General features: G+C 35.2%; 46 protein-coding genes. 45 read left to right on the top strand and 1 reads right to left on the bottom strand.

Going from position 1 to position 24,515, the window contains the following annotated elements:
* Positions 1 to 48 precede the first annotated feature (48 nt).
* The 26 genes from ACR32F_RS20100 to ACR32F_RS19975 all read left to right on the top strand — a co-directional run bounded on the left by ACR32F_RS20100 (position 49) and on the right by ACR32F_RS19975 (position 14,727).
* Positions 49 to 957, top strand: a complete 909-nt coding sequence (locus tag ACR32F_RS20100; protein ID WP_440110071.1) for a hypothetical protein — start codon at positions 49 to 51, stop codon at positions 955 to 957.
* Between the two features lie 336 nt (positions 958 to 1,293).
* Positions 1,294 to 1,503, top strand: coding sequence for a hypothetical protein (locus tag ACR32F_RS20095; protein ID WP_440110069.1), 210 nt, complete (start codon positions 1,294 to 1,296; stop codon positions 1,501 to 1,503).
* A 248-nt stretch (positions 1,504 to 1,751) separates the two neighbouring features.
* Positions 1,752 to 2,033, top strand: coding sequence for a hypothetical protein (locus ACR32F_RS20090; protein WP_339193849.1), 282 nt, complete (start codon positions 1,752 to 1,754; stop codon positions 2,031 to 2,033).
* Between the two features lie 26 nt (positions 2,034 to 2,059).
* The gene (locus ACR32F_RS20085) at positions 2,060 to 2,260 is read left to right on the top strand and encodes a hypothetical protein (RefSeq protein WP_440110067.1); all 201 of its coding nucleotides are present in this window, start codon (positions 2,060 to 2,062) and stop codon (positions 2,258 to 2,260) included.
* A gap of 41 nt (positions 2,261 to 2,301) precedes the next feature.
* Positions 2,302 to 2,577, top strand: coding sequence for a helix-turn-helix domain-containing protein (locus ACR32F_RS20080; protein WP_440110065.1), 276 nt, complete (start codon positions 2,302 to 2,304; stop codon positions 2,575 to 2,577).
* Positions 2,578 to 2,651: 74 nt separating this feature from the next.
* Positions 2,652 to 3,488: a hypothetical protein gene (locus ACR32F_RS20075; protein WP_440110063.1), complete on the top strand. Its 837-nt coding sequence runs from the start codon at positions 2,652 to 2,654 to the stop codon at positions 3,486 to 3,488.
* A gap of 59 nt (positions 3,489 to 3,547) precedes the next feature.
* Positions 3,548 to 3,793 carry a DUF1653 domain-containing protein gene (locus ACR32F_RS20070; RefSeq protein ID WP_440110061.1) on the top strand — a complete coding sequence of 82 codons (246 nt, stop codon included), beginning with the start codon at positions 3,548 to 3,550 and terminating at the stop codon, positions 3,791 to 3,793.
* A 199-nt stretch (positions 3,794 to 3,992) separates the two neighbouring features.
* A complete protein-coding gene (locus ACR32F_RS20065; RefSeq protein ID WP_440110059.1) occupies positions 3,993 to 4,820 on the top strand; it encodes an ATP-dependent DNA ligase in 828 nt (275 codons plus the stop codon).
* A 67-nt stretch (positions 4,821 to 4,887) separates the two neighbouring features.
* Positions 4,888 to 5,430 (top strand): hypothetical protein, encoded by a 543-nt coding sequence (locus ACR32F_RS20060; RefSeq protein WP_440110057.1) that lies wholly within the window; start codon positions 4,888 to 4,890, stop codon positions 5,428 to 5,430.
* A gap of 47 nt (positions 5,431 to 5,477) precedes the next feature.
* Positions 5,478 to 6,977 carry a hypothetical protein gene (locus ACR32F_RS20055; protein ID WP_440110056.1) on the top strand — a complete coding sequence of 500 codons (1,500 nt, stop codon included), beginning with the start codon at positions 5,478 to 5,480 and terminating at the stop codon, positions 6,975 to 6,977.
* A gap of 165 nt (positions 6,978 to 7,142) precedes the next feature.
* Positions 7,143 to 8,021 carry a hypothetical protein gene (locus tag ACR32F_RS20050; protein ID WP_440110054.1) on the top strand — a complete coding sequence of 293 codons (879 nt, stop codon included), beginning with the start codon at positions 7,143 to 7,145 and terminating at the stop codon, positions 8,019 to 8,021.
* A gap of 14 nt (positions 8,022 to 8,035) precedes the next feature.
* Positions 8,036 to 8,191: a hypothetical protein gene (locus tag ACR32F_RS20045; protein WP_440110053.1), complete on the top strand. Its 156-nt coding sequence runs from the start codon at positions 8,036 to 8,038 to the stop codon at positions 8,189 to 8,191.
* A 107-nt stretch (positions 8,192 to 8,298) separates the two neighbouring features.
* Positions 8,299 to 8,544, top strand: a complete 246-nt coding sequence (locus ACR32F_RS20040) for a hypothetical protein (RefSeq protein ID WP_440110051.1) — start codon at positions 8,299 to 8,301, stop codon at positions 8,542 to 8,544.
* Positions 8,545 to 8,592: 48 nt separating this feature from the next.
* Positions 8,593 to 8,814, top strand: a complete 222-nt coding sequence (locus ACR32F_RS20035; protein WP_440110049.1) for a hypothetical protein — start codon at positions 8,593 to 8,595, stop codon at positions 8,812 to 8,814.
* A 512-nt stretch (positions 8,815 to 9,326) separates the two neighbouring features.
* A complete protein-coding gene (locus tag ACR32F_RS20030; protein WP_440110047.1) occupies positions 9,327 to 9,536 on the top strand; it encodes a hypothetical protein in 210 nt (69 codons plus the stop codon).
* 1 nt (position 9,537) lies between these two features.
* Positions 9,538 to 9,678 (top strand): hypothetical protein, encoded by a 141-nt coding sequence (locus ACR32F_RS20025; protein WP_440110045.1) that lies wholly within the window; start codon positions 9,538 to 9,540, stop codon positions 9,676 to 9,678.
* 4 nt (positions 9,679 to 9,682) lie between these two features.
* Positions 9,683 to 9,964: a hypothetical protein gene (locus ACR32F_RS20020; RefSeq protein ID WP_440110043.1), complete on the top strand. Its 282-nt coding sequence runs from the start codon at positions 9,683 to 9,685 to the stop codon at positions 9,962 to 9,964.
* A gap of 21 nt (positions 9,965 to 9,985) precedes the next feature.
* Positions 9,986 to 10,171 carry a hypothetical protein gene (locus ACR32F_RS20015; protein ID WP_440110041.1) on the top strand — a complete coding sequence of 62 codons (186 nt, stop codon included), beginning with the start codon at positions 9,986 to 9,988 and terminating at the stop codon, positions 10,169 to 10,171.
* A 32-nt stretch (positions 10,172 to 10,203) separates the two neighbouring features.
* Complete coding sequence (locus ACR32F_RS20010) at positions 10,204 to 10,917, top strand: HNH endonuclease (RefSeq protein WP_440110039.1); 714 nt, start codon at positions 10,204 to 10,206, stop codon at positions 10,915 to 10,917.
* 13 nt (positions 10,918 to 10,930) lie between these two features.
* Positions 10,931 to 11,461, top strand: a complete 531-nt coding sequence (locus ACR32F_RS20005; RefSeq protein ID WP_440110037.1) for a hypothetical protein — start codon at positions 10,931 to 10,933, stop codon at positions 11,459 to 11,461.
* A 23-nt stretch (positions 11,462 to 11,484) separates the two neighbouring features.
* Positions 11,485 to 11,718 carry a hypothetical protein gene (locus tag ACR32F_RS20000; protein ID WP_440110035.1) on the top strand — a complete coding sequence of 78 codons (234 nt, stop codon included), beginning with the start codon at positions 11,485 to 11,487 and terminating at the stop codon, positions 11,716 to 11,718.
* Between the two features lie 35 nt (positions 11,719 to 11,753).
* Positions 11,754 to 12,167 carry a hypothetical protein gene (locus ACR32F_RS19995; protein WP_440110033.1) on the top strand — a complete coding sequence of 138 codons (414 nt, stop codon included), beginning with the start codon at positions 11,754 to 11,756 and terminating at the stop codon, positions 12,165 to 12,167.
* 26 nt (positions 12,168 to 12,193) lie between these two features.
* On the top strand, positions 12,194 to 12,316 hold the full coding sequence (locus tag ACR32F_RS19990; RefSeq protein ID WP_440110031.1) for a hypothetical protein: 123 nt from the start codon (positions 12,194 to 12,196) through the stop codon (positions 12,314 to 12,316).
* Between the two features lie 198 nt (positions 12,317 to 12,514).
* Positions 12,515 to 13,984: a DHH family phosphoesterase gene (locus tag ACR32F_RS19985; protein ID WP_440110029.1), complete on the top strand. Its 1,470-nt coding sequence runs from the start codon at positions 12,515 to 12,517 to the stop codon at positions 13,982 to 13,984.
* Between the two features lie 32 nt (positions 13,985 to 14,016).
* Positions 14,017 to 14,235 (top strand): hypothetical protein, encoded by a 219-nt coding sequence (locus ACR32F_RS19980; RefSeq protein ID WP_440110027.1) that lies wholly within the window; start codon positions 14,017 to 14,019, stop codon positions 14,233 to 14,235.
* Between the two features lie 279 nt (positions 14,236 to 14,514).
* Positions 14,515 to 14,727, top strand: coding sequence for a hypothetical protein (locus tag ACR32F_RS19975; protein ID WP_440110025.1), 213 nt, complete (start codon positions 14,515 to 14,517; stop codon positions 14,725 to 14,727).
* A gap of 20 nt (positions 14,728 to 14,747) precedes the next feature.
* Here the strand turns inward: ACR32F_RS19975 and ACR32F_RS19970 are convergent, their stop codons facing one another.
* On the bottom strand, positions 14,748 to 14,921 hold the full coding sequence (locus tag ACR32F_RS19970; protein ID WP_440110023.1) for a hypothetical protein: 174 nt from the start codon (positions 14,919 to 14,921) through the stop codon (positions 14,748 to 14,750).
* 127 nt (positions 14,922 to 15,048) lie between these two features.
* On the opposite strand from ACR32F_RS19970, the gene ACR32F_RS19965 reads away from it, so the two are divergent.
* The 19 genes from ACR32F_RS19965 to ACR32F_RS19875 all read left to right on the top strand — a co-directional run bounded on the left by ACR32F_RS19965 (position 15,049) and on the right by ACR32F_RS19875 (position 24,502).
* On the top strand, positions 15,049 to 15,747 hold the full coding sequence (locus tag ACR32F_RS19965; RefSeq protein ID WP_440110021.1) for an HNH endonuclease: 699 nt from the start codon (positions 15,049 to 15,051) through the stop codon (positions 15,745 to 15,747).
* A 145-nt stretch (positions 15,748 to 15,892) separates the two neighbouring features.
* Positions 15,893 to 16,090: a hypothetical protein gene (locus ACR32F_RS19960; protein WP_440110019.1), complete on the top strand. Its 198-nt coding sequence runs from the start codon at positions 15,893 to 15,895 to the stop codon at positions 16,088 to 16,090.
* 15 nt (positions 16,091 to 16,105) lie between these two features.
* On the top strand, positions 16,106 to 16,261 hold the full coding sequence (locus tag ACR32F_RS19955; protein WP_440110017.1) for a hypothetical protein: 156 nt from the start codon (positions 16,106 to 16,108) through the stop codon (positions 16,259 to 16,261).
* A 15-nt stretch (positions 16,262 to 16,276) separates the two neighbouring features.
* Positions 16,277 to 16,462, top strand: a complete 186-nt coding sequence (locus tag ACR32F_RS19950; protein WP_440110015.1) for a hypothetical protein — start codon at positions 16,277 to 16,279, stop codon at positions 16,460 to 16,462.
* 23 nt (positions 16,463 to 16,485) lie between these two features.
* Positions 16,486 to 16,941: a hypothetical protein gene (locus ACR32F_RS19945; RefSeq protein ID WP_440110013.1), complete on the top strand. Its 456-nt coding sequence runs from the start codon at positions 16,486 to 16,488 to the stop codon at positions 16,939 to 16,941.
* A gap of 34 nt (positions 16,942 to 16,975) precedes the next feature.
* Positions 16,976 to 17,176, top strand: coding sequence for a hypothetical protein (locus ACR32F_RS19940; protein WP_440110011.1), 201 nt, complete (start codon positions 16,976 to 16,978; stop codon positions 17,174 to 17,176).
* A 203-nt stretch (positions 17,177 to 17,379) separates the two neighbouring features.
* Entirely contained in the window at positions 17,380 to 17,739 is a 360-nt protein-coding gene (locus ACR32F_RS19935) for a hypothetical protein (RefSeq protein WP_440110009.1), read from the top strand.
* 244 nt (positions 17,740 to 17,983) lie between these two features.
* Positions 17,984 to 18,406 (top strand): hypothetical protein, encoded by a 423-nt coding sequence (locus tag ACR32F_RS19930; protein WP_440110007.1) that lies wholly within the window; start codon positions 17,984 to 17,986, stop codon positions 18,404 to 18,406.
* A gap of 12 nt (positions 18,407 to 18,418) precedes the next feature.
* Positions 18,419 to 18,748, top strand: coding sequence for a hypothetical protein (locus ACR32F_RS19925; RefSeq protein WP_440110005.1), 330 nt, complete (start codon positions 18,419 to 18,421; stop codon positions 18,746 to 18,748).
* Complete coding sequence (locus ACR32F_RS19920; protein ID WP_440110003.1) at positions 18,749 to 18,964, top strand: hypothetical protein; 216 nt, start codon at positions 18,749 to 18,751, stop codon at positions 18,962 to 18,964.
* Between the two features lie 75 nt (positions 18,965 to 19,039).
* Positions 19,040 to 19,192, top strand: a complete 153-nt coding sequence (locus ACR32F_RS19915; protein ID WP_440110001.1) for a hypothetical protein — start codon at positions 19,040 to 19,042, stop codon at positions 19,190 to 19,192.
* A 28-nt stretch (positions 19,193 to 19,220) separates the two neighbouring features.
* Positions 19,221 to 19,427, top strand: coding sequence for a hypothetical protein (locus ACR32F_RS19910; protein WP_440109999.1), 207 nt, complete (start codon positions 19,221 to 19,223; stop codon positions 19,425 to 19,427).
* 14 nt (positions 19,428 to 19,441) lie between these two features.
* On the top strand, positions 19,442 to 19,657 hold the full coding sequence (locus ACR32F_RS19905; RefSeq protein WP_440109997.1) for a hypothetical protein: 216 nt from the start codon (positions 19,442 to 19,444) through the stop codon (positions 19,655 to 19,657).
* 9 nt (positions 19,658 to 19,666) lie between these two features.
* Positions 19,667 to 19,831, top strand: coding sequence for a DUF3797 domain-containing protein (locus ACR32F_RS19900; protein ID WP_440109995.1), 165 nt, complete (start codon positions 19,667 to 19,669; stop codon positions 19,829 to 19,831).
* A gap of 14 nt (positions 19,832 to 19,845) precedes the next feature.
* Positions 19,846 to 20,232: a hypothetical protein gene (locus tag ACR32F_RS19895; RefSeq protein ID WP_440109993.1), complete on the top strand. Its 387-nt coding sequence runs from the start codon at positions 19,846 to 19,848 to the stop codon at positions 20,230 to 20,232.
* Between the two features lie 36 nt (positions 20,233 to 20,268).
* Positions 20,269 to 20,442 carry a hypothetical protein gene (locus ACR32F_RS19890; RefSeq protein ID WP_440109991.1) on the top strand — a complete coding sequence of 58 codons (174 nt, stop codon included), beginning with the start codon at positions 20,269 to 20,271 and terminating at the stop codon, positions 20,440 to 20,442.
* A 634-nt stretch (positions 20,443 to 21,076) separates the two neighbouring features.
* Entirely contained in the window at positions 21,077 to 21,643 is a 567-nt protein-coding gene (locus ACR32F_RS19885; protein WP_440109989.1) for a hypothetical protein, read from the top strand.
* A gap of 224 nt (positions 21,644 to 21,867) precedes the next feature.
* On the top strand, positions 21,868 to 22,104 hold the full coding sequence (locus ACR32F_RS19880; RefSeq protein WP_440109987.1) for a hypothetical protein: 237 nt from the start codon (positions 21,868 to 21,870) through the stop codon (positions 22,102 to 22,104).
* Positions 22,105 to 22,171: 67 nt separating this feature from the next.
* Positions 22,172 to 24,502: a ribonucleoside-diphosphate reductase subunit alpha gene (locus ACR32F_RS19875; RefSeq protein ID WP_440109985.1), complete on the top strand. Its 2,331-nt coding sequence runs from the start codon at positions 22,172 to 22,174 to the stop codon at positions 24,500 to 24,502.
* The last annotated feature ends 13 nt before the right edge of the window (positions 24,503 to 24,515 follow it).

Raw genomic sequence — 24,515 nt, 5'->3', positions numbered from 1 at the left:
GAGAGATCTAAATAAAATATGACTTTCTTAGAGAAGAGAGTGTTAAGAGTGCAGGAGTTTACTCCCCCTAATGGTGTTGTCGAATCCAAGCTTTATCAAGAGATTCTAAGCTTAATGAGAAGGAAAAGTATACAATTATCTTTTCTAAAGAAAGAGGATCAGACGGAATTTGCTCTAACAAGATTCAAAAGTAAAAAAGAAATCCAAATTATCTTTAAGTCTTCTGAAATTCGCTATGAATCAATTTATTATCATGAATTGTTGCATGTAAAACTAAATTTATTGGGATTTCCTCAGATACGTAGATTTAATAAGGTTACATTACCAACTTGGTTAGAAAATTCACTCACTTCTTTAGAGAATACAGTTGAACATACTTATATTTTTAAAGAGATGGAGAAAATGAAGGTTAATCAGGATTTATTAAACGAGGCATTTATGGAAGATGTACTGTTAACTGCTGAAAATGAGGATGTTCCGTATCTATGCCATGCTGTTAACTTTTTAGAGTTAGAGCTTCGTGATGAAATATCCTTTGGCAAAGTAGAAGGAAAACTATTAATAAAACAAAAAGAAGGATATGAATTGTTTAAAGAAATGAAAGGGCATATAAAAGATGTATCGACTCCTGAGAAGATGAGAAAGGCTTACGCTAATTTATTCAAATTGATTGATAGATCGTTATATGATCATTACGGAGAAGAGTACAATTTGAATCTAATAAATGCTGTACATCCCGGATATCCAAATGATTATTTGAAATTGAATTCCTTGGAGCTACTGTACTTAAAGGAAGAAGTGTCTCTCGGGTCACATATTTTTGTCTTAGACAAAATTCATCATCAGAATTGTTTACACTTAAGCGATAATGAGGGTAACAGCGTCTCGCAAGAAATAGTTCATGAGTTCTTAAGAGAACGAACTCTGGCACAGGTTGTTGAATACTTTGACAATTAGTTTGCAATGAGACGTACATTTTACGAGAAGAGTGATATGAAAATGATTTGGATTCAGGTTCTTATATTTCTAATTACCCTGTTTTATCTACGTGGTATCCTTAGATTAGGAAGAGAAACATTGTTTATAAAGACTGTATTTGTTGTTCTACTAATAGTCACTTTCGCATTGCCTTTTAATTTCATATACAATATTTCTCCATGGAAAGATGGGTCAGCATTGTTATGGATATATTCTTTGTTTTATCTAATAATGATCGTTTACCTTGCAAACATTAAGCCAAAAAACAATGAATCTTAATCAAATTTTCCTTTGATAGAGAAATGGGGTTACAGGGTGAATAAAGGCAAAGATTACAACTCGGGATACAAAAAAGGAAGAATGGACGAGGCCGAAGAAGCATTGCGAAATCTATATACCATCTTAGACCAAATGAACGAAACACCTCATTACTCTAATCATATCCTAGTTTGTATTCGTGATCTTGAGAAGGCAACAGGTAAGAATCGTAAATACTTTAAAGATGAAGAGAATACATTTGACTGATTCCAAATTAAATCTTTCTTTCACATAGAAATGGGGTGAGTATTAGTGGCTCATAATGACGAGTGGTGTGTTTTTTGCGAAGATAAAATCAAAGCAGTTACCGTAGTCTCTCCAAGTGGAAAAGAGTATGATATCTGCAAACATTGTGCAACATTATCACCATATAAAGAGTCAATAAAGACAGGCAGTAGATGATAAATAATTCTCAATAAATGTTTACTTTTACACAAAAAGGAGATTAGCAAAAGATGGGTTGGAGCATTGATTTGATCTCAGATAGAAAGATAACAGAGCAAGAAGTTGATGAACTAGTAAATAAGTTACCTCAAGAGTTGTCATTTACATTGGGAAACAGTAAGCAGCCATGGGGATGGTCAACAGCGGTAGATATATCAATTAAAGATGATAATGTTGTGTGGTTAAGTGGATCATATGGAATGTCGGGTAAAGTAGCAGAAGAATTTGCAGTACATATGAAAAATGAATTAGAGCAATTGGGTCACGATATAGTTGTTAATTATAGATGGTAGACAGATAGGGAGGGGATTATTGAAAGATGAAATTTATTATTGTTGGTGATGTTGGGGTTACAAAATTGTGTGAAGTTGTCGACGAAAAAACAGTAGCTAATCGCGTTCAAGAAATCAAAAATGCAGGGATGCCAAACTTTAAAGTTTATCGGATTGACGAGGAAATTGATATTAAGGTGACTTATCCAGATTATTTTGGTGGTGACGATACTGGTGGATGCCCGTAAGTTAATGAAAGGTTGACTTCATATAGAAATGAGGATGAGAAATGAAAATTAAAAGTCATAAAAGATGGGCTGAGATCAAAGAATCACTTAATTATGCTTCTGAAGTTAGAAAAAAGATGATCTCACTATCTGCAAAATTAACTGTAGCTATACTGAAAAAGCAAGAAGATGATGGAATTAGCAGTGCTGATTTAGCTTTGAAAGCTCAAGTTAGCGAGAAATATATTGTTGATTTAACCGAGGATGATAATATTCCGAGCATCGAAGTGTTGATTAAGTTAGCGTTGGCATTAGAAATAGAGTTTAAAATAAATTAATTATGATAAAATAATACTTGATTATATTGTATTATAATGGTAAGATAAATTTAAAGGAGGAATTAAATACATATATGAATTTAAAAACAATTAAACGGAAACTGCAAAATGCCCACAGAGACTTTATTGGTTCTATCGATGATGAAATAATTGTTAAGATTATTAACGAAAAGTCTTTTATTACCGGAGGAGCTATTGTATCTTTGCTGCTTGATGAAGAACCAAACGACTATGATTACTACTTCATGGATAAAGAATCATGCAAGAAGGTAGCAGATTACTACGTTAAAAAATTTAATAAGAGAACCAATAATCACTACGATGTTAAGGTTGAAGAGAAAGAAAATAGAATCAGGGTTATTGTCCCAAGTGCAGGAGTAGCAGGAGCAAAACACAAAGAAGGATATCTACCAATTTTCGTATCATCTAATGCAATCACCCTCTCAGACAATGTTCAATTAGTAAATAGATTTTACGGCAATCCCGAAGAAATACATAAGAATTACGACTATGTTCATTGCACATGCTACTTTATTCCACACAAAAATGAGTTAGTCTTGCCACAGAAAGCACTTGAGTCAATCGTTACTAAAGAATTGAAATATGTTGGTTCTAAATATCCGTTAGCATCTGTAATTAGATCGAGAAAATACATACAACGTGGTTGGAGTATTAATGCAGGACAATATTTAAAAATGATTCTGCAATGTGGTGAGCTAAATCTAGACGATGCAAATGTCTTAGAAGAGCAGCTTACTGGAGTAGATTTGACTCTATTCAGAGATATTATTGCACAGATCAAAATTCATTCAGTTAAGCCTGACTTTGTTATTAGTACTGAATGGATATCTGAAGTAATTGATCAGGTATTTGATGGGGAAGGGGTAATATCGGCTGACAATGAAGAGTAGGTGAAAGTACAGTTTCATCAGAATATTGGATTAGTAAATAGGAGATATCGAGAGAATGAGTGAGTATTAGTGAGGTGATTTTGTTGAGTTTCGAGGAAACAAAGGGTCAATCATTTAGACATTATAAGGGTGGATTATACAAACTTATAAGACTAGCAAGACACACTGAAACCAGAGAGGTGCTAGTTGTCTACATTGGTGAGGATGACCTTGTATGGGCTAGACCTGCAAACATGTTTTTCGGTCATACAGATGATGGCACAAAGCGATTTGTAGAAATAAATGAATGCGAAGAAAATGAATAAACAAAGATTGGATTGATTGTAAGTGGAAGTAGAGTTTAAAACAGTAGACGATATATTAAAACACTATAATAATAAAGATAAAGAAAATAAGGATTCAGAAGTTATGGAGAAAAGTGAGTAAGTGTACTATATAAAATAATACATATATTACCGATGAAACTGCATAATCCCGTTTGATATACTTAAATGGGTGATAAATATGTTTACTGCTCCAATGTTGCTATACAAAGCACCAAATAACTTGCCATTCGATAGCGATTTGCACTTAACAGAACTTAAACTCGATGGCATACGCCTTATCCTCGACTACAGAGATAAGGTAAAAATCTATACAAGACACAACAACGATGTTACTGCTAAGTTTCCTGAGTTGGTTGAAAACATACCTATACAAGAAGGAACTACACTTGATGGAGAACTGATCGTAACTGACTCAGATGGTAAGCCGAACTTTGAATTTGTCATGGAACGATTCATGTCAAAGAAGAGTAAGAACAAAGCTACGTTCTGTGCATTCGATATTATTAACTTTGAAGGTAAAAGTGTGACTTCCAAACCTCTTATAGAGCGCAAAGGAATACTGTCCAATGCCTTCGTAGACAATGACTACTATGCGAAATCGATCTATATAAGAGGAAATGGAATAGAGTACTTTAACCTCGCTAAGCAGCAAAAACTTGAAGGGGTAGTTTTGAAGGATATCAACTCAAAATATGAAGTTGATAAGCGATCTGATAAATGGTTGAAGGTAATTGCGTATGAGGTAGGCGAATACTACATTGCTGGATACAAGAAAAATGAATTTGGCTGGCTACTCTCTGATGGTAACCGAATAGTAGGAGTAATGAGTTTAGCTGTGGGTACAAACGAGAGAAAAGCGGGATATAGAGTGTTCCAGCAACTTAAAAAGAAAGAGACAGAGGATACGGTTTATATTGATCCTGTCATCAAGTGTGTAGTTAAACACCGGGGATACACCAAAAACAACTTGTTACGCTTGCCTGAGTTCGAAAGTTTTATATTCTAAGGAGGTGATTAAACTGGCTAGACCAGTTAAGTGTCCTATCTGTACTCAATACGGGCAGAAGGAAGATATGAAATATGGAGAAGATAAGAGATATTATCATGTAGAGTATTGCCATGGTAAGTATTTGAAAGACAAAGAATTTAAAGCTAAAGAACGTCTTGAAATGGATCAGTTGGCAAACACAATTGCGAGAATCCATAAATTAAAGACTGTTAGCACAATACCGAATACCTTCTACCCATATATTCAAGAACTAAGGAATGATTCTGTGTTGTTTGGTAGGGTCAGCAAGCGTTACAAGCAGGGAATCACATATCAAACAATTGAAAATACATATACATATTGTTCAGAGAAGATTGAGTGGGCAAAGGGAAACAAAGAATTTAAGAATTTAATGAGTGAACTCAAGTACTGTTTTGCTATTGTGAAGAACAACATTGAGAACTGTTTGCGAGACGAAAGCAAATCTGCAAAACAGAAAGCAGAAACAGAGATACTGATCAACCACGTAGATTCAATGAGAAATGTAAACAAAGCTATTAGCAATGCTCAAACTAAGAGAGTGAATGAAAATAAAGATCTACTAGATATTACTACATTATTTGACTAAACTGGGGCGGTGATATTATTTCGGAAGAAGTTTCGAAGATTGAGGACTTGGCAACTGAGATGTTAATAGTGGGCAGCATGTATTCAAATCCTGATTTGCTTTTAGATTATAGTGAGTTAATCAAGTCTAACTATGATTTTAATCAACCTTCAAATAAGTTTCTATACGATTCCCTTATGGATCTTTATAGTCAACATGCAGGGACAGAAATAAATGAAGTGAAGATTAATATTTACATGAATTCTGATTCTGATAGGAAAGCGAAATATGATTACCTCAAAGGCTACAAATGCATTGATAGGCTAATGAAGCTTGTAGATTTAGAAGACTTTTCAATCTATTATGAAAAGCTTAAGAAGTACTCCCTACTTAGAGAGTTTGAAAGGAAAGGCTTCCCTGTACAAAAACTAATGGGAAGAAAAGACTTTGATAAGATTGGTACAGAAGAGATCATCAAGGGAATGGAATACCAGATCAACACCATTGGCACTATTATAGGCGGTGTTGAAGATAGCATCATACTTGGGCACAATATGCCAGATAAAATTGAAGAGTGGAAGCTAACTCCTGACGTGGGAGTTCCAGTTCCATTTGAAATTATTAATGGTCTGATTAGGGGTCTCAGAGGCAAGAAATTTAACCTATTCGGGATGCATAGTGGATGTGGTAAGAGTAGAACAACGAGCAAGATTGCTTGTTACTTAGGGATCAAGCTACAGATACCAGTATTAGTACTGGTCAACGAACAAGATGAGGCCGAATGGCTGGGTATGCAAATCAGTTGTGTACTTAACAATCCTGAGTTCGGCTTCGATGTTCAGATGAAACGAAGAGGGATCGATGGTATTGATGAAACAAAAATCGTAACAGGTACTTTAAACGCAGACGAAGAAGCAATCGTTAAAGAAGCAGCACAATACATAAAAGCAAACAGTAAGATATACTTTTTGGAGTTAAACAAGTACGATGAAAACACTCTGAAAAGACAGATCAAACGCCATAAACTGAGAAACTGTCAGTTGATTATTTATGACACGATGAAAGCACCGGATCACGACTGGATGACTTTCGTGAGAACTGCCGATATGTTAAAAGAGGTTGCAAGCACTGAGGATATTCCTGTTTGGTCGACCTTTCAATTGACAGATGACAGCTTGTTCAATGATATGCTCACCAGCCAAGCTATTGCAAACGGCAAGCACATCAAACACGTTGCAGACTCATTAATGATGGCAAAGCCGATTTCGCGAGACCAATATGATAAGTTCGTCATTTATAACCCAAATGACCCGTTTATTGGGGAGTCTACGTCACAATTAGAAATGCATATCAACTATTACATGGTAGTAATTGATAAGAACCGAGGCGGCAAAGACAAGGATATCTTGTGCTTTGAAGTAGACAAAGGGAAGAATTTATGGATTGAAAAAGGATACTTAGTTCCATCACAAGGAGAGAAAGAACTTAAGCAACTTAAGAAAGAGAATAAAAAGCTTAAGACAGAAAAAGAAGTTGCCAATTTGCGTAAGGCTTTAAACAAAGAGTAATACGAGAGGTGATATAAAATTGATGCCCAAACTTTAAAGGAAAACATAATACGAGACAATAAAGTTGCTGATATTTTAATCTCTCTTGGGTGTCATATCAACGATAGAATGTCAGACCATATTGAAATACGTTCAACTAGGCCGGGTGGAGACAATCCTACGAGTTTGCAAGTATTCAGAGATAGTCTATTAGTAAACGTTTATAGTCACCCTCTGCCAAAACATGCAGACATAATAACTCTTGTGCAGCACTACAAAGATATTTCATTCTCAAAAGCGATGTATTACATTTGTGATGTGTGTGGATACAGCTATTATTCGGACTATAAGAAAGTAAAAGAAGAGGTAGATCCTATTCTCTCCTTTCTTGATTCAATTGAACCCAAAACGGAAGTTAAAGATGAAGTCCCACTTCGTAAGATTGATGAATCAGTTTTAAATATGTACATATCAATGCCAAATTGGAAGTTCTTAGAGGAGGGGATATCATGCGAAGCACAAAAGCTATTTGAAGTAGGTTACTCTCTCAATGACAACTGCATAACCATACCTATCAGGGATGACCTTGGTTCTCTAGTTGGAGTAAAGGGAAGGACAACTCTTGATTACGAGAAACTGAAAATCTCAAAGTATTGGTATCCTATACCTACACCTAAAAGCTTAATCTTATATGGGCTGGATAAGACATATGAGCATATTAAGTCTGCTGGTCGTGTTTATGTGTTTGAGGCTGAAAAGAGTGTACAGAAGGCGTGGAGCTATGGAGTTAAAAACAGTGTCAGTATAGGTGGACACGAACTTAGTGAAACTCAAGTTCTTAAGTTAGAACGTTTGGGCGTAGAAATTGTACTAGCATTTGATAACAATGTAACTAGTGATGAAATAAAAGTTGAAGCTAGGAAGTTTGTATTGCGGGATAATATATACTGTCTATTTGCTATAAAAAATACAGGTATAATGGGGGAGAAAGATGCTCCTATAGATCATGGAATTGAATTTTTTATGAAGATGACACAAGAAGACAAATACAAAATAAATGTGTAATTAGGAGATGTTAAATGTATACTGTGCGACAACTTGAGACTTTAAGTAGTCTTTCATGGTGGGATCTTAGCTGTCCACCGCTGAAGATACTCTTCGATGATTGGAAAGATGTGAACGGACTGAGTGATGATGATATTGATAAGATGATGGATATTTTGATGGAACAATAAGCTTATAAAATATAGTTTTCATCAAATTTAATGATGATAAAATAATACTAGACAAAAGTACAAACACATATTATAATACGAAGTATCAGATCGAAAGGGATGGTCGAATGTATGTTGAGATAAACGATTCTGATTTGTTACCAACAGCTAATGAGGAGGAAGCCACCCATGTTAAAATTGTAGACAAGTTGCATAACGTACCAGTCACAATCGGTGGAGTGTACGAGTTAAGGATTAAAAAGTATGACGACTGTGCCGCAATTGATGAGGAAACATACATAGTAGACGATAAAGGACAGGAAAATCATTCATTCTGGATCTGTTGTAAGAAGGAATTTTATAAAGTTCAATAATAATAAAATAATACAATAATACAATAATATAAGAATGGAGATGTGGATATGAATATTGAATCACCTTTGACAGTAAAACAAATAACAGATATCTCATTTACCAAAGTAGACGACGGTATCTATGAGGTGAAAAAAGATAGAGGGAACCTGTATAATAACGCAAAATTTGTAGGCTCTGATGGGGTAATCTCTATGCTAAACAACAATAAGACTAAAGTTTTGGTTCTAGATAGAGAGGAACGGAGAATTTTGTGCAAAAACTTTAAGTAAATGTTGGATTTCATAAAGATATAAGGAGTGAAGACCAAAAGATGTCGTTGAACATGAATAGTTTGGTTATGGGGCTTATAAGTAAAACAGACAAAACTGAAGTTGAACATGAACTGTTGAAATACTTTTATGCAATTTTGATTATAGAGGAAATTGTAATTTGCGAAAGTAAGTGCAATTTATCTAGCCAAGATGCAGTAGATAAGATCAGGGAATGTTTGCAAGATAACTTGTGAGAGCGGGGAGAGAGAGTGGAAGCAATTGACTACAACCGATTGCTAGACGATTGGGTTGAATCTATTTACAAGGAAATGGATGAATATAATCTAAAAATGGAATCTGAAGAGTTCGGTAGTTCCAAGTTTTACAAGTACGAAGGATATGTTCATGGGCTAGCCATGTCTCTCGCATATCTGAGTAAATATGAAGTGCGAAAAAAGAAGAATTATCTATTAGAATCTTAATGAAATTTGAATTTCATCAACAAATACATATCGAAGGAGAATGTTAAAATGCAGAATGCTGGTAATGGCAGTGTTACTAAAACAGTTCTTGAGTTTTTGAAAGCAAAGGGAGAAGCAACACTTTACACAAACGAAGTGGACAAGAATTTTGTTATTAAAGTAGCAATTGAAAATAATATTTCGCTAAACAATATGTCTAACAAGCGCATCAAGAATCTAGATGTTAATTATCCAATGGTTGCATGGAGGTTTAATTAAGATGAGAGCTGATAATGAATTCCTTGGAGCTTTGATTAATAAATTAATGGATATTACCAATAAAACTAATGATAAAGAAACTGAAAACGAACTAACTGAGTTTATCAATGTGATTATGGATTCCATGGGAAGAGGGATTTGACGATATGAATGAAGGTATTGTGAGAGTAGTTCCCAGAGAGCCTTTAATGGGGGCAGATATTGCTGAGAAATATGGTTACAAGGTCAACAATGCACTTTGGTCACTGAAAGAGTTGCATCGAACGCATGGAGGAAGTCCAGTTATTTCAGGAGTAGTCACTATTGATGTATCAACTAGATCTCAGATTGTTCCAAGGTATAAACTTATGTTCCCGGATGGATTTGTTGACTATACAAAACTAGAAAATTTCGATACATTTTACACTTTGGTTCCTGAAGTAATATAACAAATTAAAAGGAGAATACATATGAACATCAGAGAAGCAAAAGAAACAATTACAGAGATGTGCAAAGCATTACATGAGTTGCAAATTATCAGTTGGAATGAAGTGTTTGAAAATCTCCCTGATAAGGAGCTGATTGAAGATGACGTTTATGATAACTTACAAAAACTTCAGTATGGTATTAAAGAATTGAAAGATTTCTTTGAGTAAATGAAGCCGGAAAAAGGAGTGCAAATATAGATTTGATTGAGATAGTAGCAACGACTGGTGAGATAGTTCAGGTTGATAGAGTTGATTATGATGATTGGCTAAAAGACTACATTGTTAAGGTTGATAAAAACGGTTACGTATATGGAAGACATGTAAAACATGGTGGAGGAAGAGGTGCGGGAACCCTACATCGATTAATTATGAACCCACCAAAAGGAAGGCTGACACATGTTGACCATATTAATGGAAATAAACTAGACAACCGAAGGCAAAATTTGAGGATTTGCAGTCATGCGGAAAATATGAGAAACAGGCACGGAGATAAAGGAGTGTCAAAACATCGTGGTGTTGTGTGGTTCAAAAACACAAAGCATTGGAAGGTTCAAATTAAAAGTGAAGGCAAAACAATAAGAATTGGTGAGTTTACCAATGAAGTAGCGGCAGCAAATGCATATAACCATTGGGCAAACAAGGAGCATGGTGAATTTGCAAGTCTAAATGATGTTCCATTTATGGAAGAATCAGAGTGGATAAAATACCGATGTGGAAAAAATAAGACCTCAAAATACCATGGGGTAAGTTTTGATAATACACATAAAAAATGGCTGACTCAATGTTGGGATGGAACTAATAAGAAAAACTATTCATGTAGATGTAATTCAGAAGTGGAAGCTGCACTAAAGTACAATGAGTTTGCCACTAAATATCATGGAGACAAAGCCAAATTAAATACAATTCCATCATAAAGGAGAAATACATATGAGCGAAATGAAATATTACAAAATTAAACGAGGTACAAAGTATGATCAAGCGGTCAAAAAACACTTCGAACTCAATAGTCAATGGAAGCAAGTGTATGGGAAATTGAGCGAAACATTGGGAGAAACAATTACAAAAATGGTGCAACATCCAAAATTTTTGACCATCGATTTGACAGAACTTACTAAAGAAGAGAACAAGAAAGCTTTCAAAAAGGACGGAAGTTTAAAAGGAAACTCCAAGAAAGCAAAAGAAATTGCTGAACAATACAAGTTGATCATTGAAGAATCGGGATTAGTTGATTATGAGAATTTAGGAACGATCAATTTCATTTATGGGATGATGAGATATCAAGGTGAGTCACTTACAACATTCGGAACAAGTGAGTACGATCTTTATTATAAAGCAGATTTCGATATTGATGAACGCTCTAAGCGGACAAACGGTGGAGAAAGCCTGATAGAAGAAATTACCGAAGTGGAGTATACAGAGAAGTATCTCGAAGAGATTAAGAAGAAAGAAGCAGCTTAATTAAAACAGAGGAGATGGGTCTTATGATTAAAGGAACTGTAATTCTCACAAAGCATCTTGCATCTGGGAATTCATGCAATTACCTTGTCGTAGATACAAAGCCACACCATAAAATTTTTGGACTCGTTAATTTAGAGAGTTTCAATTTAATGAAGGACTTTTCTACGAAATCTGAAAAAGAGATTTATGAATACATTGAAAGCATTCTCAAATGTGAAATTGTCGAAGTACAGAAACCGATTGAGAAGTTTAAATGAAACTGCTCTTTTACTAACTTAAGGTGGTGAACAATATGACTAAAAATTACATTACAGAAACAGTAACAAATGAAATAAAGAAGCATATCAGTTCAACTTGCAATAAGTGTGGAGTAGTTAAGGAATTTAAGCAAGTAGATGATTACATCTTCAATAATTTTTCTCATAGTATAATTGTAGAGTTTGAAGAAGGAAGCATTTTTGAGAATCAAAGGTGGGCTTTTGATCTATGTGAAGAATGTGTAACGGCGTTGGTTAGAGATTTTAAATTAGCACCTGAAGGGATTCAGACAAATAAGTATCCTAAGGAGTCATTTGAACATTTTAAATTGACTGGAAGTTTCGATGAATTTTCAGGATACAGTGAGATGGAAAAAGAAGAAGCATTAAATAAAAGAAATGACTATCTGGCAAAACAACAAGCTTTCATTGATAGATTTAAACGTTAAAAATTCTGAAACGAGGAGTGATTGATATGAAGAAACCAAATATTCAAATCATCAACAAACGTACAGGATTGGTAGACAAATGGTTAACCTTTGAATACATCAGTGACAATATTGCATTACCTGAAAAATTCAAAATAGTAATTCAATAAATTGTTGAAAGGTGTGATTTTGCCATAGTATGGAAACAAAAGCAACCTAAAATTCCGTTTGAGTCATACGACAATACATATTCAAAGCTGGCAAAGATTAATGGGATTGAGAATATTGATGAGTTTTTAAATCCACTCTCTAATGTGGTACACAGTCCGTATCTGCTGAAGAACATTGATAGATTAGTGGAACGAATTGTGAGGGCAATTAAAGACAAAGAGAAGATTGCGATATTCGCAGATTGTGATAATGATGGCGTGATTTCGGCAGTCATTCTGTATAAGCACTTAATTAAGTTTACTGATAATGTTGAGATTAAATATGTGGAGAGAAGTCGAGGGCACGGTTCGGGGCTAGTTATTGATCAAATTGAGGATGACACAGACTTATACATAGCAGTGGACAGTAGTAGTAATGATGTTGAGCCTTTAAAGATGCTGGTTGATCGAGGAATCGATTGCCTAGTTATTGATCATCACTCAGTTGATATTGAGAATCCATATTGTATTTTGGTGAATCAACAGCAGAATGGCTGCCAATACCCGAACAAAAATGCTTCAGGTGGACTCCTAGTATATAAAGTATGTCAAGTTATAGACGATTACATGGATACTTGTCATTCACTTGATCTGAGCGATTTACCCGGATTTGCTTTAATGGCAGATATGATGTCAATGATGGAAATGGAGAATAGATATTTTGCGAAAGTGTCACTGAAAGGTCTGCGTCATGAGGGATTGAAACTTTTATTTGAAGCAATGAATTCAGATGTAAAAAGCCTTACCTCAACAGACTTCTTGTATGGCGCAAGTCCAGCAGTAACAGCAGCAACGAGAGCAGACAATATCAAGTTAGCAATTGATTTTATGATGTGTGATAAAGCAAATTCAGAAACTAAAGGCTATGTAAAAGAACTAATCAAGTTAAATGAGAACAGAAAGATAGTACAGGCAGAAGCACTGGAAGCTATGAAGACTGGGTTATGTATGACTGACAAGGTGATTATTGTTTTTGATCCAACCGTTGGTAGAGGGCGAAATGGTCTGGTGGCTCAGGAGATTGCTAAGAAATACAACAGACCAGCGATTGTACTTGGTTTTGGTGATAACGAAGACACATATTCGGGAAGCTTCAGGGGATTAGATGACTTTTCAATGCTGAACTTACTGAAAAGCTGTGAAAATACAGTCTATGCGGCAGGACATGATAGTGCTGGGGGCGTTGGAGTTTTAATAACAAATATTGAGGTGCTTCGGCTTGAACTCAACTCCAAGCTTAGAGATTTTGTTCCAGATGATACTCTTTATTACGACTTGGAGTTTAGCGCCAACAATGTAAATGGAAATTTAATTAACTATCTAACTGAATTCTACCGCTACTCAGGAAACAACTTTAAACCGGGCACATTTCTAATTAAAGACTTATTTATCTCAGACAAGAAACTTATGGGTAAAACCAATAACACAGTTAAGATGGATTGCGGCAACTTACAATTAATGAAGTTTAAAACAGATGAAGAATATTACGATAAAGTGCCAGTATTCACGGATATAGAAGCTGTTGGTTCACTCAACATGAACATTTGGACTAAATATAGACCTAAGTATCAAGTAATTAAGACATGTCAATTGTTCATCGAAGAGTACAGAGAAATTAGAAAACAATAAAATAATACATAAGCGAATGGAGAAATATACATATGAAATTTTATGGTATCGCAACTAACAACAATCAAAGCGTGGTAATCGACAACCTTCCAACTGATTATCTAGGAGCTATTAATGCAGCGAAAAAACAGGCAGCTAAAAAAGGTTTCACGTTCCAATATGTTAAGCCAGCAGAAAATGGACGGAAGGAAGGATCTGTGTTGACTAAATTCAAGAAGCAACGTACTCAGCGCAAATCTAATAGACGGTAACTCATATGGGAAAGTAAAAAGTAAGAATCAAGGTCAGCGCACATGCAAAGTTACGCTGTGAGCAATGCAATGTTGGAGTGGGATATCTCATTAAGATGATATCCTCCATTCCAAATGTTCAGGGAAAGCTTAGATGGATGACCGAAAAGGGCGTAATTGTGATCGAAAGAGTAAATGAAGGATTGATTCTGATTCGTACATTTATCGCTAGATTCAAGTATAAAGGTAAGAGATATCGCAAAGGATGCACAACTTTTTAATACATAGAGGAGATGGGCGATGGCTACTATTTTGAAACACAAGAAAGACGATACATATGGGACTCTTGAATATTCAATGTTTGGTGGTAGTGTCCATTTTTATGGAAATGACGGTATTATTAGTAAAAATCTAGGAGGTCGATTAAACAAGATCCTCGAAGATTGGGACATCGTTGATATGCCAGAGGGATACGAAATTGGTGAATATGGTGGATTAAAAAAGATTAAGTGAAAGAACTGTTTCATCAAGACTTAGTCCATTAAATTGGCTACTACTTCAAGAATTGTTGCCACTTCAGACAAGGCACTATCGTTTGATACGCCCTTCTCTAATAACCATTTGAAGTAAGAATCATATATATCTTCACCTTCGGGCTTACTCGAACCAGAAAGAAAGTCTCTAAACATCATAGTATATGTATTCACGCTTTACCCCTCTTTTTAAATAGTGTCTTAGACATTTTAAGGGAAACAGCTTATGAATGATATAGGTTGATTATTCCATGGAAAACGTTATGAAATACAAGTATCATAAAGATTTTAGAGAGGGGAGGTGTTTCAATTAAGGAATAAACTATCATTTGAGGATTCCCATAAGGTTGAAAACAATAATGAATACAAATTATGTAACATTTGTCTTCAATGGTTTTTGTGTAGTACGGAGAATTTCTACTCAAATCCAAAAAATAAGAGCGATGGACTTTATCCGTACTGTAAAAAATGTGGAATCAAAAAAGCAACAAGTCACATTAATAACAACAGAGCTAATCATAATAAGAATAATCTAAAATACAGTAAAACAAAAAAGGGAAAAGAAAACAATCGAAAAATTTCTAAGAAAAGAAGAAAACTCGGCTATCACAAGAATTGGTGGAATTCAATAGAAGGGAAAAAGAAACTTAAAGGATATGGACTTAAAAGAAAAGAAAAGGAACATGAAATAACACCTAAAGAGTGGGATGATTGTCGACAATATTTCAATTTCAGATGTGCATATTGTGGGAAGACATGGGAACAAAATAAATTAGAAACTAAGAAAGACTTGCATAAAGAACATGTTGTGCACGAAGGGAAAAACGATCTAAGAAATTGTGTACCAAGTTGTATGGTTTGTAACTCTTCCAAGCACACTGCTTCATTGAATAACTGGTACAATAGCGAACTCCAAGTTTTTTCAAGAGAAAGATATTTAAAAATATATAATTGGTTGAGATATGATCATAAAAAATACATAAAAGAGAAGATCAAATAGTGGTTTCACTGAGAATGGAGGTAGGGGAATGAAAGAATCAATCTCGCAGATGAGTAAAGCAATGAAATCTACAAAAGAGTCAGCGCTAATTATTGGAGAAGCAATGAAAAGTATCCTGAAGAGATTAAATGAAGGGGGTAAGTAAATGTTTCCTGAGTTGAGCTACCTAGATATTACGAAAAAACTTGAAGTTCTACGAACAAAGCAGCGGCAAATCAATATTGAGATTGTCAATCTGGAAGAGATGAAAGGCCGTAAATTGTCTGAAGAATTTAATAGTTGGAGCTTGAATCAAAATAGAAAGAAAGATATTTACGATCCTTATCCCACTGTTCGATTCTAGAGAGGAGATACATATATGGATGCTTTGATTGAGAAGATCAAAGAAGAGATTGAGATTACGCTTAACTATTATATAGAATCAGATCCCGTAGCATACGAAGGTGAAATTCTTGGCCTTCAGGAAGCATTAGATATTATTCACGACCAGTATGAAATTAGTAAACATACATAGAGGAGAATTGAAAATATGTTGATTATTGATCTAGAGAATGAAGAGAAAACTTTTACAGAGGTAGATGAGGCTGTGGAATTCTGCGAGAAAGAGTTTGGATATAAGGGTGTTATGTGGGATGCAGTTAAACGAAAGTGCAATCTAAATCAACTTTGTGAACTACTTCGTGCAGATGAGATTTGTGCTTGGATTCATCCATAAAATATTAGGAGTGATTTAATTATATGATGATTTTTCTGTCTATCTTATTCTTTGTGATTAACTTGAGTACAATTTTTAGAGGTTCGCTCTTTTCAGAAACAAGTCGTAAATTAAAACTACTTGAGATTGAGCAAATACAAAGTAATGAATCAATTGAAAAAAGAAATGAAGCCTACCTAAAAGCAGGTTGTCTGCCTTTAATTGGAGCTTTAACTTATATCATTATTGAGATTGTCTTTCTTGTGAATGCATTCAATTATGACCTTTCTAAGTATCCAACTTTGTTCATCGTAATGATCTTATCTTTGTCATTCGTTATTGGGTTTTCCAAGAAAAACATTAATAAGATGAACGAGGAAGAGTTGTCCGCTGCGAAATTGAAAATATTGAACACTAAAAAAGTAACTTTAAAAAGTATTATTAGAAGCTTGATTTGGACTACATACTACGGCTATATGATTTACATCCTTATATTTTAAGTGAAAGATATATTTCAACTAGAAAGGAAAAGCTATGGATAAATTCACAGCGATTGAAAGATACGAAACTAAAGTAAATGAGCTGGAATCAAAAAAGAGGTTGCTAATATCTATTCTTAAAGATAAAGATGTATCCAAACACTCAAAGGGCGTGTTCAAGGATATAGAAAGTATCAATGCTGAAATCGCAATATACATAGATGCTATAGAAACAATTAGCTCACTGGAAATTTGATAAATGTGAGATTTTATAAGGAAAAGAGAGATAGTCATGAGTTTCGAGAAAATTATAGAGAAAGTCAGAAGCGATCCGAAAAAACTAAGGCTAATTGAAGACATTATGTTTCTGGATCATGTGACAGATCAAATGACACGGTTAGAAGAGGCACTAAAAGAGAGAATTGGTTAAAAGTGTATCTAATAAATGAAGGTGTGAATATGAGTCTAAGCAGAACAATGAAATACATAGAAGACAACAAGGATGAATATTTAACTCGACTATTGGAAGGAGAGAAGTCTATGGGACTCACCCCAGAGCGTCTGAGAGAGATTACTGAGGCATACTATTCAGACGATGATTCTTTCAAAGAGGGGATGATTGTTGAACTGATCAATGGAGTAAATGTGCTACGTGAAGGATTTGAATGGATTAAGTATGGTGAGAACGATTTCTACAATCAGGTCTCCGAAACAGAGCTTGGGGAAATTAGAAGATTAGATACTCGCCTGAAACCTTGGGCTAATCAAATTCAAGTTATCTTTGCAACTGTGAATGAATCGCTGAATCCTAAGTATTAACTCAACGAAACAAGCGGAATGGAGGACAACTAACTGAATTGTGTGAGCGCTCTAATATTGGCATGGCTCTTATCACTGTTTGGATTCGATGTGATATGTGTAACTGGGCTGGATGAGTTATTCGGTCTTACTATTACTGTTGCAGGATATTATGTGATTTTCTTTTTGGTGGGACTGTTGTTTGACTTATATAACTTAGTGAGATCCAAATGAAAGGCGTATTTGATTCAGAAGGGAAGAATCAATGAATCATTCAGAATTCAAAGCTAAAGCGAAGATTGGTGAAGAAGTTTGGATCTGCGATTACCGCTACAATGATGTTGACAATAAGCCAATTCGCCATATTTCACCTAAAAAAGTTGTAGTGGTTAGCAATGAAGACTTACCAAAAAACAAAAGAGTGTACTATTCAGAATTTCATTTTCGAGGATTAAGAGAGAGTGGTAAGATGTCCAATACGGTTATTGCTCCATATGATAATACTGGTTATAGAGCATATGCAGGTGTACCATTAAATATTTTTTATGATAAAGAAGAGCGTATCAAGCACTATTTGAACCAGTGTGTTGAAAATATGAAGCAATTCGACGATGCAAAGGTAAAGAAAATTACATATTATAGTCAGAAGATTGATGAGATCAATCAAGAAATCATGAATTTAATTTAAGGGAGATAAGCAATGAGTAAATACACATTATCAAAACCCAGAAAGGAACAGTGTGATTTCTTTAAAGTTACGATTGTTGCTGATTCTAATGATGGAGATTACATTACTACAACAAGAACATATATATCAAAACAGTTTAATGGAGCTATTGTAGATGAATTGATTGAATTGAAATTTAAATATGGTGAGTCGCATCAACTTGCGGACTGTCCACTGGGAGAGTATATCGATATTCCTTACAATGGGTATGATGGCTTCTGTCACTCGTTAAAGTCCATATCTATTGTTTATATTGATGAGGATGGGTTTACTTGGGACGTTAATTTACAAGGAGGTGAATAAATGGATATTGCTGAAGTTTTGAGAAATAAAATTGAGGTATTGCAAGAATACATAGACGAAATCAACACGAGCATTGAAGAAGACTACAACCCCGAAGACTGGGCAGGTGGGAACTTTGATGATTGTTATGAGATGGGATGTAGTCATGGAAGGAAATTCGGTCGAATGACTGCCTATTATGAGATTTTAGCTTTGCTTGAGTCAGAAAAACGTTGATACATAAGGGGTTTTAGAGGTAGAAATGTTGATGAAAGTCAAATTTTATCAAGAAACTATTAGGAGGATATAGAGATGACAGATGAAGAAATCAAAATTGATGAACTATGGGATCAATACTATGATCTCAAGGATACTATTAGAACATATGAACGTCGAATTGAAGAAACAGAAGAAGATCTAGACGCGATTAAAAAAGAACTCGAAAACTTAGGGGAAGAAGTTTAAATTCTACCAATTATAGGGGGATTAATAAATGGATAACAAAGTAAAAGAACTTGTACAAGAACTTGATAGCCTACATGGTGATTATGAATGGGAGTATGATAAAGCTTTGAGCCTGAAAAACAAATATCATGAGCAGCAGGGAAGATATGAAAAGATAGGCGAAAAGATCGTCGAGAAATTGAGAGAGCTCCAGAAGGCAGATCCAAACTATGAGTACGAAACCGATTTTATTTAAGAGAGGACGGCTATATGAAACAATACGATGAAGAGACCGAAGAGTACTATGTACTTAAGATGATGAATGCTGAAGATATTGCTCTAAATGGTGATCAGGCAAAAGTTGTCAAGACGCATCATGAGAGACTGCCGTCTCCAGACATCATCTCCAAAGAAGTGAAACGTTCGGGGTTTGATACATTTGAAGTAACCCATGTTAAAGAAACAGTTAAACGATATCAGGCATAGGAGAGATAGATGAACCTATTAAAAGCAGCGGAATTAATGGATAAGTACTCAGACTGTAAAGAATGTGGAAATGATAAAGTTGGAAACGGACAGGGTGTATTGAAGATTGATGATAATGTATTCTTTCGTTCGTGTAAATGTGGATGGGAAATCGAAGTAAACACTGATAAGTAAGAGGAGGACATTGAATGATCATTGCTAAGAAGCTGGATAGTGTTAGTGGAAATGTTGAGTATAGTGTAAATTTTAAGGGCTACTCAGAAAGTGAGGAATTGCTTGAGTATGAGAAGTTCTCGAACATCAAAGAGTTGACTGATGCACTCAGTGAATCAAAATTAAAGGACATCAAGGATCACTATGAGGCAGACAATGTTTTTGTCACGAGTGTCTCCTTCAACGGACATTCAGAAGATAAGGAAACGAGCTCACGCTTCTTTTTGACTGAAGATGGAGTCAGTGGAGGAGTGTCAGCCAAAATTGATAACGAAGATATTGATAACAGATTGCTTATGAACATCCAAAACATTAAGAGACTGATTGATAATACACTCGAACAATATCCAGTTAAATACTGATGAAATGCACATTTGACTAAGAAGAGGAGAACGAGTATGGATAATGCTACCCTTAAGCTTAAAATGAAGATTGGTGGACTAAAAGAAGTGATTGTTACCGAAGCTAAACTTCTTGCTATTGGTAAGAGCGACTTAAAAACATTGAAGGATCTTGGTGGACAACTTGATCAAGCACAAGACGAATTAACTAAACACTTAAAATCCTTATAAAATGTACCTTTGATTAAGAAACGTATTGGATAACTTTACCGGAAGCGCAAATGGCACATTGTTTGGTATTATTAGATTCAAACGACTAAGTTAAATTTAATTATGATAAGATAATACTTGACTGTATTACAAACTGGTATTATACTGAGAGAGTAAGATAACAACAAAGAAGAGGTGTTGAAGATGGATAGAAATACTAGACTTCAAAGATCAATAGACAAATTAAACAAGAGTGTTGAGGAGTTAAATATGGCTATTGATCGACAACATCTCACAACTAGCAATGTGGAGCAGTCAGTGAAGGAATATTTTCAAGTAAGAAACCATCTAGAAATGAAGAGAATGAAGGACAAGGAGTGGAAGAGTAATTCAACTAAATGAAGCAACGTTGAGTTTATCCAGAGTGTTGATTGATTGTTTTAAAGATGATATCGACACAGATAGAGAGAGCTTATGGCACGAAGACAGCTACATTAGCAAGACAATGAAAAAGAAAATAGGCAAAAAGCAATTCGATGAGTTTGATAAATATGGACAAGAGGTGTGGAGTAATGCTTGGAGTGAGTTTAGTCGGGTAGTATTTCACACCAGATCAGGTAAGTAAGTAAATACATATGCGAAGAGGGATATAAGAATGAAATATGGACAAAGATCAGTAATTGATTTGTATGTGTTTAATGAGAATGGAAAATTGATCACTATTTTGGATAGTTTGAAAGAGAGTTACATTGATCCAAATAAAGCTTACCCCATTTTGTATGCTAAGGATGCGTTGCTAGATGACTCTCTATTAGAATTCTTCAATAGACGAGAAATTGATAACAAAACTGATTACGAGAAATTTGTTTCAAATGGCTTTGAAGAAGAAAAATCAATAAAAACTCTTGTTTATCGTCAAAATACAAAAGAATGTAAACTTATTGCAAAAGCAACAATCAGAGATTCCGAATCTAGTTCGGAAAGATATATCTATTATGAGGTTCCAGAAGCAAACGTTAGTAATTATGACAGTTTTAATTCTAGCGCAACGCAAGTTTCTGAATGGGATTTAGTATTTAACATCAAACCATACAATGAAGATAAGGATTTATATAAGATTCACATCGAACAAGATGAAACGGATAGATTGCAAGAGTTTTTTGCTGACACGGCAGATACAATTGAAAAAGTAAAGAGTATGCAGGGAAAACAAAATGCATAGGAGTTGAAAAATGTACTCTAAATATGGATGGAAATTTGAAAAACATCGTTATGACAAGGGAACCTTTCTCATAGGTATGAATTTTAACACTAATGATGAGTGGAGCGAGAATGAAAGAGAGTCATACATAAGTATCTATCTTGGTAGATTTAGTTTTACGATTGGTAAATTCCATTACAGAGTTGACTGAGTTTTGTAGCGATTGATCTAAGGAGGTGATGATAGTGCAGTTTAATGTAATTCTAGAACGAGATTATGGAGAACAAACAGAAGATCTTGACTTTTGGGTAAATGTAGACGAGGAAGATTGCTACGAAATGGCGGGAGATAATCCAGTCACAATTTGTGAAATGAAGAAAGTGGCAATTGAATATGCAATGGCACGATTCTTCAAGCAAAACTATGTACTTGATGTAGGCGACAGGATTAGGGTTGTAGAGGTTGAAGAGAAATGCACATAAATAATACATAATATTTAATGAAATAATTCTTTTACACAGATAGAGACATTTGAAAGTGAGGATTTTAATGCCCCGATTAGTAAACAAACCGAACAACAGACAGTTAGCTTTTGATGAAAATAGAATTAATACATATGCTGATAGAGTGATGAGCGGATTTGAATTAGGCAAAGAAAAGTTGGTCAAAGGTGTTAATAGCAAACTAAGACGTGACGAGGTAACAGCAGAAGAGATTAGTGAAGCATTCTCAATGACAGCACTAGACCTGATTACGAAAGAAGAGCCAGATTGGAAGTTTGTTGCTGCAAGAGGACTTCTAACGAAGCTTTATAAAAAAGCAGCCAATAACCGAAAGTATAAATCCTATGTTGATGATCCATACGGTTCATTTTACCCTCTGATTCAAACGTTGGTTGAGAAAGGAATCTTCAGAGAAGAGCTTCTCACCTGTTATACAAAGGAACAAATTGAAGAATTGGGAGATTACATTAATCCAGAACATGATCTACTGTTCGATTATATTGGATTGCTTACTCTAACAGAACGCTATCTAACGCATGACTTTGATGGAAAATTAATGGAGTTGCCACAACAAAGATATATGGTTATTGCGATGTATCTAATGCATCAAGAACCTGAAGATAAACGCATGGATCTAGTCAAAGAAGCATATTGGGCAATGAGTAATTTGTATATGACTGCTGCTACACCAACAATGTCCAATGCTGGTAAAAAAGTTGCTGGTCAATTGTCTAGTTGCTTCATTGATACGGTTGATGACTCACTTGAAGGAATTTTTGATTCCAACACAGATGTCGCAAGATTAAGTAAAACAGGTGGAGGAATTGGGGTCTACCTTGGAAAAGTTAGAGCAAGAGGTTCTGACATTCGGGGACATAAAAACACAAGCTCAGGCATTATCCCTTGGATTCGACAATTAAATAATACAGCCGTAAGTGTCGATCAGCTCGGAACTCGCAAGGGTGCCATAGCAGTATATTTAGATGTCTTTCATCGTGATATTTTAGCCTTCCTAGACTTAAAGCTTAACAATGGCGATGAACGAATGAGAGCGCATGATATCTTTCATGGTGTGTGTATTCCAGACTTGTTTATGGAAAGAGTAACTGATCGTGGCGAGTGGAGTCTGTTTTGTCCTCATGAAGTTAAGTCGATTATGGGATGGAAAGATTCGGATGGTCGTTCTCTTGGACTTGAAGACTTCTTCGATGAGAAATTGGGTAGTGGATCGTTCCGTGACAAATATGAAGAAGCTCTGAATCATCCACTCTTGCAACGTATTACGGTTCAAGCAATCGATATAATGAAACGTATCATGAAGTCTCAACTAGAGACAGGTACGCCATATATGTTCTACAGGGACACGGTAAACAGAGCTAATACAAATAGCATTCACGGAATGGTGTATTCTTCCAATCTTTGTACGGAAGTGCTTCAAAACCAGTCACCTACTGTAATTGAAAAAGAAGAATTGGTAACTAAAGATGGTCAAACTCGTATCATTATTTCTAAAATTCCCGGTGACTTTGTAGTGTGCAATCTAAACTCCATTAACTTGTCTAGAGCAGTGCCAGATAATGTTCTTGAGCGACTCGTTCCAATTCAAACTCGCATGCTAGACAATGTTATCGACATCAACAATATTGATGTACTGCAAGCTCAATACACAAATGCACAGTATAGAGCTGTCGGATTAGGAACATTCGGGTTGCATCACTTGCTTGCTCTCGAAGGTATTCGTTGGGAGTCTGAAGAAGCTGTTGCGTACAATGATAATCTATACGAAAAAATTAACTACCTTCTTGTAAAAGCGAGCATGGAACTGTCCAAAGAAAAAGGACATTATCCTAAATTTAAAGGTTCTGACTGGGACACAGGAGAGTATTTTGTTAAGCGAGACTATGTGTCAGGCACACACATAGGCGAGTTCGTGACAACGGAACAGTGGAGAGAACTACAATCTCAGGTCAGAGAAAATGGAGTACGTAATGCATGGATGTTTGCTATTGCGCCAAATGGATCTACATCTATTATTGCTGGCTCAACTGCATCTATTGATCCACTATACGAATTGATTTCGTATGAAGAGAAAACTACATATAAAATTGCTAATCCAGCACCAGATTTGAATGCAAAAACAATTTGGTATTATAAAACAGCATTTATGGTTGACCAACACTCTAGTATCAACATGGCAGCAGCCCGTCAGCGGCACGTTGATCAAGGCCAGAGCTTTAATTTTTATGTTCAACCAGATATTAAAGCAACCGAGTTTCTCGAACTTCATATTCATGCATGGAGAGCTGGCATGAAAACAACCTACTATGTTCGAAGTCGTGCTTTGACAATTGCTGAGTGTGAGTCATGTAGCTCATAAAAGAAGCAAAAAT

This window comes from Paenibacillus hebaui (assembly GCF_051934385.1).
Taxonomy (GTDB): domain Bacteria; phylum Bacillota; class Bacilli; order Paenibacillales; family Paenibacillaceae; genus Paenibacillus.
Note: the sequence above shows the minus strand (reverse complement) of the source record. Positions and strands in the feature narration are given on the sequence as shown.

Coding starts and splice junctions, on each gene's coding strand:
- ACR32F_RS19930 (WP_440110007.1), top strand. CDS start 17,984: ATGAATCATTCAGAATTCAAAGCTAAAGCGAAGATTGGTGAAGAAGTT.
- ACR32F_RS19895 (WP_440109993.1), top strand. CDS start 19,846: ATGATCATTGCTAAGAAGCTGGATAGTGTTAGTGGAAATGTTGAGTAT.
- ACR32F_RS19940 (WP_440110011.1), top strand. CDS start 16,976: ATGGATAAATTCACAGCGATTGAAAGATACGAAACTAAAGTAAATGAG.
- ACR32F_RS19920 (WP_440110003.1), top strand. CDS start 18,749: ATGGATATTGCTGAAGTTTTGAGAAATAAAATTGAGGTATTGCAAGAA.
- ACR32F_RS19910 (WP_440109999.1), top strand. CDS start 19,221: ATGGATAACAAAGTAAAAGAACTTGTACAAGAACTTGATAGCCTACAT.
- ACR32F_RS20035 (WP_440110049.1), top strand. CDS start 8,593: ATGAATATTGAATCACCTTTGACAGTAAAACAAATAACAGATATCTCA.
- ACR32F_RS20075 (WP_440110063.1), top strand. CDS start 2,652: ATGAATTTAAAAACAATTAAACGGAAACTGCAAAATGCCCACAGAGAC.
- ACR32F_RS19995 (WP_440110033.1), top strand. CDS start 11,754: ATGACTAAAAATTACATTACAGAAACAGTAACAAATGAAATAAAGAAG.
- ACR32F_RS20045 (WP_440110053.1), top strand. CDS start 8,036: ATGTATACTGTGCGACAACTTGAGACTTTAAGTAGTCTTTCATGGTGG.
- ACR32F_RS19915 (WP_440110001.1), top strand. CDS start 19,040: ATGACAGATGAAGAAATCAAAATTGATGAACTATGGGATCAATACTAT.
- ACR32F_RS20000 (WP_440110035.1), top strand. CDS start 11,485: ATGATTAAAGGAACTGTAATTCTCACAAAGCATCTTGCATCTGGGAAT.
- ACR32F_RS19875 (WP_440109985.1), top strand. CDS start 22,172: ATGCCCCGATTAGTAAACAAACCGAACAACAGACAGTTAGCTTTTGAT.
- ACR32F_RS19925 (WP_440110005.1), top strand. CDS start 18,419: ATGAGTAAATACACATTATCAAAACCCAGAAAGGAACAGTGTGATTTC.
- ACR32F_RS19990 (WP_440110031.1), top strand. CDS start 12,194: ATGAAGAAACCAAATATTCAAATCATCAACAAACGTACAGGATTGGTA.
- ACR32F_RS19905 (WP_440109997.1), top strand. CDS start 19,442: ATGAAACAATACGATGAAGAGACCGAAGAGTACTATGTACTTAAGATG.
- ACR32F_RS20030 (WP_440110047.1), top strand. CDS start 9,327: ATGCAGAATGCTGGTAATGGCAGTGTTACTAAAACAGTTCTTGAGTTT.
- ACR32F_RS19975 (WP_440110025.1), top strand. CDS start 14,515: ATGGCTACTATTTTGAAACACAAGAAAGACGATACATATGGGACTCTT.
- ACR32F_RS19885 (WP_440109989.1), top strand. CDS start 21,077: ATGAAATATGGACAAAGATCAGTAATTGATTTGTATGTGTTTAATGAG.
- ACR32F_RS20065 (WP_440110059.1), top strand. CDS start 3,993: ATGTTTACTGCTCCAATGTTGCTATACAAAGCACCAAATAACTTGCCA.
- ACR32F_RS19960 (WP_440110019.1), top strand. CDS start 15,893: ATGTTTCCTGAGTTGAGCTACCTAGATATTACGAAAAAACTTGAAGTT.
- ACR32F_RS19890 (WP_440109991.1), top strand. CDS start 20,269: ATGGATAATGCTACCCTTAAGCTTAAAATGAAGATTGGTGGACTAAAA.
- ACR32F_RS19950 (WP_440110015.1), top strand. CDS start 16,277: ATGTTGATTATTGATCTAGAGAATGAAGAGAAAACTTTTACAGAGGTA.
- ACR32F_RS20085 (WP_440110067.1), top strand. CDS start 2,060: ATGAAATTTATTATTGTTGGTGATGTTGGGGTTACAAAATTGTGTGAA.
- ACR32F_RS20020 (WP_440110043.1), top strand. CDS start 9,683: ATGAATGAAGGTATTGTGAGAGTAGTTCCCAGAGAGCCTTTAATGGGG.
- ACR32F_RS19955 (WP_440110017.1), top strand. CDS start 16,106: ATGGATGCTTTGATTGAGAAGATCAAAGAAGAGATTGAGATTACGCTT.
- ACR32F_RS19935 (WP_440110009.1), top strand. CDS start 17,380: ATGAGTCTAAGCAGAACAATGAAATACATAGAAGACAACAAGGATGAA.
- ACR32F_RS20080 (WP_440110065.1), top strand. CDS start 2,302: ATGAAAATTAAAAGTCATAAAAGATGGGCTGAGATCAAAGAATCACTT.
- ACR32F_RS20060 (WP_440110057.1), top strand. CDS start 4,888: ATGAAATATGGAGAAGATAAGAGATATTATCATGTAGAGTATTGCCAT.
- ACR32F_RS20040 (WP_440110051.1), top strand. CDS start 8,299: ATGTATGTTGAGATAAACGATTCTGATTTGTTACCAACAGCTAATGAG.
- ACR32F_RS20025 (WP_440110045.1), top strand. CDS start 9,538: ATGAGAGCTGATAATGAATTCCTTGGAGCTTTGATTAATAAATTAATG.
- ACR32F_RS19900 (WP_440109995.1), top strand. CDS start 19,667: ATGAACCTATTAAAAGCAGCGGAATTAATGGATAAGTACTCAGACTGT.
- ACR32F_RS19980 (WP_440110027.1), top strand. CDS start 14,017: ATGAAATTTTATGGTATCGCAACTAACAACAATCAAAGCGTGGTAATC.
- ACR32F_RS20090 (WP_339193849.1), top strand. CDS start 1,752: ATGGGTTGGAGCATTGATTTGATCTCAGATAGAAAGATAACAGAGCAA.
- ACR32F_RS19945 (WP_440110013.1), top strand. CDS start 16,486: ATGATGATTTTTCTGTCTATCTTATTCTTTGTGATTAACTTGAGTACA.
- ACR32F_RS20005 (WP_440110037.1), top strand. CDS start 10,931: ATGAGCGAAATGAAATATTACAAAATTAAACGAGGTACAAAGTATGAT.
- ACR32F_RS20015 (WP_440110041.1), top strand. CDS start 9,986: ATGAACATCAGAGAAGCAAAAGAAACAATTACAGAGATGTGCAAAGCA.